Below are 4,941 nucleotides of genomic sequence, written 5' to 3'. Positions count from 1 at the left end.
GGTCAGGAGGCGGGGGGAGGCGGGGGCGCCTGCGGAGGAGTCCCGTCGTCCTTGTGGGCGAGCTTGCCCAGGGCACCCTTCGCCTTGTCCGTGCCGGTGCCGATCTTGTCGCTGTACTTGCCCTTGGTCTTCTCGTCGACCGTGCGGGCGGCCTTGTCCAGCCCCTGCTCGATCTTGTCCCCGTGCTGCTGCGCGAGGTCGGAGACCTTGTCCCGGGCCGGACCGATCTTGGCCTTCAGTGAATCCAGGAAGCCCATGGGCCACCTTCCCTCGGAGGAAACAACAGCCTATGTACCTCACAGATTACTCGCGGAGACGACATCGCGCGCTGTGCGCCGCGCGCGCCGGCGTACGAGCACCGGCGTGCGCACCGGCGTGCGGAGTTGGGTAACTCGTTCGGGCAGGAGCCCGCGAGTTTGCGAGACTGGGTCGGTGAGAAGCGCAGCTACCGCACCGCGGGTCATCGCCGTCGTCGGTCCCACCGCGGCCGGCAAGTCAGATCTCGGCGTTCACCTCGCCCGGCACCTGGGCGGTGAGGTCGTCAACGCCGACTCCATGCAGCTCTACCGGGGGATGGACATCGGCACGGCCAAGTTGACGACCGAGGAGCGAGCGGGCGTCCCGCACCATCTCCTGGACATCTGGGACGTCACCGAGGCGGCCAGCGTCGCCGAGTACCAGAAGCGGGCGCGGGCGGAGATCGACCGGCTGCTCGCCACCGGCCGCACCCCGGTGCTGGTGGGCGGCTCCGGGCTCTACGTACGCGGCGCCATCGACGCGCTCGACTTCCCCGGCACCGACCCCGAGGTGCGCGCCCGGCTGGAGGCGGAGCTGACCCTGCGCGGCTCCGGCGCCCTGCACGCGCGGCTGGCCGCCGCCGACCCGCAGGCGGGCCGCGCGATCCTGCCCAGCAACGGCCGCCGCATCGTCCGGGCGCTGGAGGTGATCGAGATCACCGGCAAGCCCTTCACCGCCAATCTGCCGGGCCACGACGCGGTGTACGACACCGTGCAGATCGGCGTGGACGTCGCCCGCCCCGAACTGGACGAGCGGATCGCGCGACGGGTCGACCGGATGTGGGACGAGGGGCTCGTCGACGAAGTGCGCGACCTGGAGACCCGGGGGCTGCGCGAGGGCCGCACCGCCTCGCGGGCCCTCGGCTACCAGCAGGTGCTCGCGGCGCTCGCGGGGGAGTGCACCGACGAGGAGGCGCGCTCCGAGACCGTACGCGCCACCAAACGCTTCGCACGCCGTCAGGATTCGTGGTTCCGGCGCGACTCACGCGTGCACTGGCTGGGCGGCGGAACCGAGCAGCGGGGGGAACTCCCCGACCGTGCGCTGGCGTTGGTCGAACGAGCGGTCACAGCCTGATCACGTGATGGCATCGGGACGCTCAGGGCGCCCATGCGGTCCTCCACGGCGTGCCATCATCGAGCATCGGTCGACCATCGGGCATCGATCGACCACTGGAGTCCGACCTGGGAGGGCGCGTGGCGATGGAGGCCGGCCCTCGTGACAGAGAACCCACGGCGCCGAGGGCAGCGGACGACGCCCCGGGCCTGAGCCCTGACGGGCCGGAAGAGGAGACCGTCACCCCCGAGGTCGAGGTCGAACTCCGTCCTCAGCGTCGGCTGCGGATCTGGCAGCTCGCCCCGATCGTGGCGCTCGCCGCCATGGGATCGCTCATGTTCGCCTTCCCCCTCGCCTTCGGCACCGGGGACGGCGGAGCGGTCGTCGCCATGCTGGGGCTGCTGATCAGCTGCTGCGCGGCCGGCTGGGGCATGATGGCCGCCCGCCGCGTCGGCCACACCTGGCCGGGACTGCCGGCCCGCGCCTCCGGCGAACGCCCCGACTGGCGCGTCATCGCGCTGTACGTCACGGTGGCCGCCGCCCTGGTGGCCCTCGCCGTCTGGCGCGTCGCCCGGCTGCGCTGACCCCGCTCCTGACCGCCTGGGCGGCCCTGTCCCAGGTCCGGACCGCGTACGCGGACGGTGCCCGGCGGACGGTGTCGGTGCCTGCTCGTACGATGGTTCCGTGAGCACTTCGCAGACCGCGCCGATCGCCTTCCTCAAGGGGCACGGGACCGAGAACGACTTCGTCGTCGTTCCCGACCCCGACAACGCCATCGCGCTGTCCGCGCGCGCCGTGGCCGCCCTGTGCGACCGCAGGGCGGGCATCGGCGGCGACGGGCTGCTGCACGTCGTCAGGTCGGCCGCGCACCCCGAGGCGCGGGCCATGGCCGACGACGCCGAGTGGTTCATGGACTACCGCAACGCCGACGGATCCATCGCCGAGATGTGCGGCAACGGGGTCCGGGTCTTCGCCCGCCATCTCCAGCGCGCAGGTCACGTCGAGGCGGGCGACCTTGCCGTGGCCACCCGCGCCGGGGTGAAGCGGGTGTACCTCGCCGCGGGCTCCGACGGCCCCGGCGGAGCGGACGGCGACATCACCGTCCGGATGGGCCGTGCGCTGCTGCCCGGGGACGAGGGCGTGAGCGTCTCGGTGGGCGACCGGACCTGGCCCGCGCGCCACGTCGACATGGGCAATCCGCACGCGGTCGCGTTCGTCGAAGACCTCGCGCACGCGGGGAGTCTCCACTCCGCGCCCGCCGTCACCCCCGCCTCCGCGTACCCCGCCGGAGTGAACGCCGAATTCGTCGTGGACGTCGGCCCCCGCCATCTCGCCATGCGGGTCCACGAGCGCGGTTCGGGCGAGACCCGCTCCTGCGGCACGGGCGCCTGCGCGGTGGCCGTGGCAGCGGCCCGCAGGGACGGCCTCGACCCCGCGGTGACCGGAGCCCCCGTCACCTACACCGTCGACCTCCCCGGCGGACGGCTCGTCATCACCGAACTCCCCGACGGCTCCGTCGAGATGGCCGGGCCCGCCGTGATCGTCGCCGAGGGATACATCGACCCGGTATGGTGCGAAACAGCCATCGCCTGAAGCATCGCTCGAAGGAGTGATCCGTTTCACGCCGGGCGGGAGCGGGACTGCTCCACGTGGTGGGCTCGATAGCATCAGGCACCGGCCCGGAGGGCGCTCCCGCTCATCCACCGCCGGTCGATGCTGCCGGAGGCGCCCCCATGAGTGCAGAGGCCACCACCCCTGGTGCCCACAGCCGCAGACGCGGCCTTCCCAGGATCGACCTCCGCAGACTCGGCAGGGCCGCGCTCCTCGGCCCCGCCTCGCGGGACCGGCTGCCCGACGCGATGGGGCATGTCGCGGACGCCCATCGCGCCCACCACCCGGACGCCGATCTCGCCGTACTGCGCCGGGCCTACCTCCTCGCGGAAGCCTCCCACCGGGGACAGTTCCGCAAGAGCGGCGAGCCCTACATCACACATCCGCTGGCCGTGACGCTGATCCTCGCCGAACTGGGCGCCGAGACAACGACCCTGACGGCCTCGCTCCTCCACGACACCGTCGAGGACACCGACGTGACGCTCGACCAGGTCAGGGCCGAGTTCGGCGACGAGGTCTGCTATCTCGTCGACGGCGTGACCAAACTGGAGAAGGTCGACTACGGGGCCGCGGCCGAGCCCGAGACCTTCCGCAAGATGCTCGTCGCCACCGGCAACGACGTCCGGGTGATGTCCATCAAACTCGCGGACCGGCTGCACAACATGCGCACCCTGGGCGTGATGCGCCCCGAGAAGCAGGCCCGTATCGCCAAGGTCACCCGCGACGTCCTCATCCCGCTCGCCGAACGGCTCGGCGTCCAGGCGCTCAAGACCGAGCTGGAGGACCTGGTGTTCGCCATCCTCCACCCCGACGAGTACGCGCACACCCGCGCGCTGATCGCGGACAACGCCACCGCAGGGGACGCCCTCGCCGCCATCTCCGAGGACGTCAGACGCGTGCTGCGCGAGGCGGGCATCGCGGCGGAAGTCCTGGTGCGGCCCCGCCACTTCGTCTCCGTGCACCGCTCCGGGCTCAAACGCGGCGAGCTGCGCGGCACGGACTTCGGCAGGCTGCTGGTGCTGGTGGCGGAGGACGCCGACTGCTACGCGGTCCTCGGCGAGCTGCACACCTGTTTCACCCCGGTGATCTCCGAGTTCAAGGACTTCATCGCCGCGCCCAAGTTCAACCTCTACCAGTCGCTGCACACCGCCGTGGCAGGCCCGGACGGCGCGGTCGCCGAAGTCCTCATCCGTACGCACCGGATGCACAAGGTCGCCGAGGCCGGCGTCGTCGCGCTGGGCAATCCGTACACCGCCGCCGCCGCCGACAGCGGCACGGGCCCGGCCGACGCGGACCCGCAGGCCACCGCGGAGCCGGCCGACGGCGAGCGCGCCGACCCCACCAGGCCCGGCTGGCTCTCCCGGCTGCTGGAGTGGCAGCAGGCCGCCACCGATTCGGACACCTTCTGGGCGACGCTCCGCGCCGATCTGGCCCAGGACGCGGAGATCACCGTCTTCCGCGCCGAGGGCGGCATGCTGGGGCTGCCGCCCGGAGCGACCTGTGTGGACGCCGCGTACGCCCAGCACGGCGACGCCGCCCACGGCTGCCTCGGCGCGCGGGTCAACGGCAGGCTGGCACCCCTGAGCACCGTCCTGCGGGACGGCGACACGGTCCAGCTGCTGCTCGACCGGGACACGGCCTCGGGACCCGCGCCCGAGTGGCTCGACCACGCCCGTACCCCCGCTGCGCGGATCGCGATCACCGGCTGGCTCGCCGCGCACCCCGAGACCGAGGGGCTGCCCGCCGCCGCGCCCCGGACGCCCCACCCCGTCAGCTCCGACCGGCGCGGCGTCGCCAACGCCGTGGTGGACCTGCCGGGCGCGACCGTACGGCTGGCAGGCTGCTGCACCCCCGTACCGCCCGACGCGGTCACCGGCTTCTCGGTACGCGGCGGCGTGGTCACCGTCCACCGGCGCGAATGCCGCGCGGTGGAGCGGATGCGCGCCCTCGACCGGACCCCGGTCGAGGTGCGCTGGGGGG

At 72.8% G+C, this 4,941-nt stretch carries 5 protein-coding genes; 4 read left to right on the top strand and 1 reads right to left on the bottom strand.

Annotated features, from left to right (window positions below):
* Positions 1-2: 2 nt before the first annotated feature.
* Positions 3-257, bottom strand: coding sequence for an antitoxin (locus DVH02_RS27055; RefSeq protein ID WP_114626477.1), 255 nt, complete (start codon positions 255-257; stop codon positions 3-5).
* A gap of 175 nt (positions 258-432) precedes the next feature.
* On the opposite strand from DVH02_RS27055, the gene miaA reads away from it, so the two are divergent.
* The 4 genes from miaA to DVH02_RS27035 all read left to right on the top strand — a co-directional run.
* A complete protein-coding gene (miaA, locus tag DVH02_RS27050) occupies positions 433-1,371 on the top strand; it encodes a tRNA (adenosine(37)-N6)-dimethylallyltransferase MiaA (RefSeq protein WP_114626476.1) in 939 nt (312 codons plus the stop codon).
* Between the two features lie 125 nt (positions 1,372-1,496).
* Positions 1,497-1,934: a hypothetical protein gene (locus DVH02_RS27045; protein WP_114626475.1), complete on the top strand. Its 438-nt coding sequence runs from the start codon at positions 1,497-1,499 to the stop codon at positions 1,932-1,934.
* 100 nt (positions 1,935-2,034) lie between these two features.
* Positions 2,035-2,943: a diaminopimelate epimerase gene (gene dapF, locus DVH02_RS27040; RefSeq protein ID WP_114626474.1), complete on the top strand. Its 909-nt coding sequence runs from the start codon at positions 2,035-2,037 to the stop codon at positions 2,941-2,943.
* Positions 2,944-3,083: 140 nt separating this feature from the next.
* Positions 3,084-4,941, top strand: a 1,858-nt coding sequence (locus DVH02_RS27035) for a RelA/SpoT family protein (RefSeq protein ID WP_147286137.1), incomplete at its 3' end; no start/stop codon positions are given.

It is taken from the genome of Streptomyces corynorhini (assembly GCF_003346515.1).
Lineage (GTDB): Bacteria > Actinomycetota > Actinomycetes > Streptomycetales > Streptomycetaceae > Streptomyces > Streptomyces corynorhini.
The sequence above is the reverse complement of the archived record's forward strand: the minus strand, read 5'-3'. Positions and strand labels throughout refer to the sequence as shown.

Bases quoted from the DNA above. Each gene is read 5' to 3' on its own strand.
- DVH02_RS27045 (WP_114626475.1), top strand. From the start codon at position 1,497: ATGGAGGCCGGCCCTCGTGACAGAGAACCCACGGCGCCGAGGGCAGCG.
- DVH02_RS27055 (WP_114626477.1), bottom strand. From the start codon at position 257: ATGGGCTTCCTGGATTCACTGAAGGCCAAGATCGGTCCGGCCCGGGAC.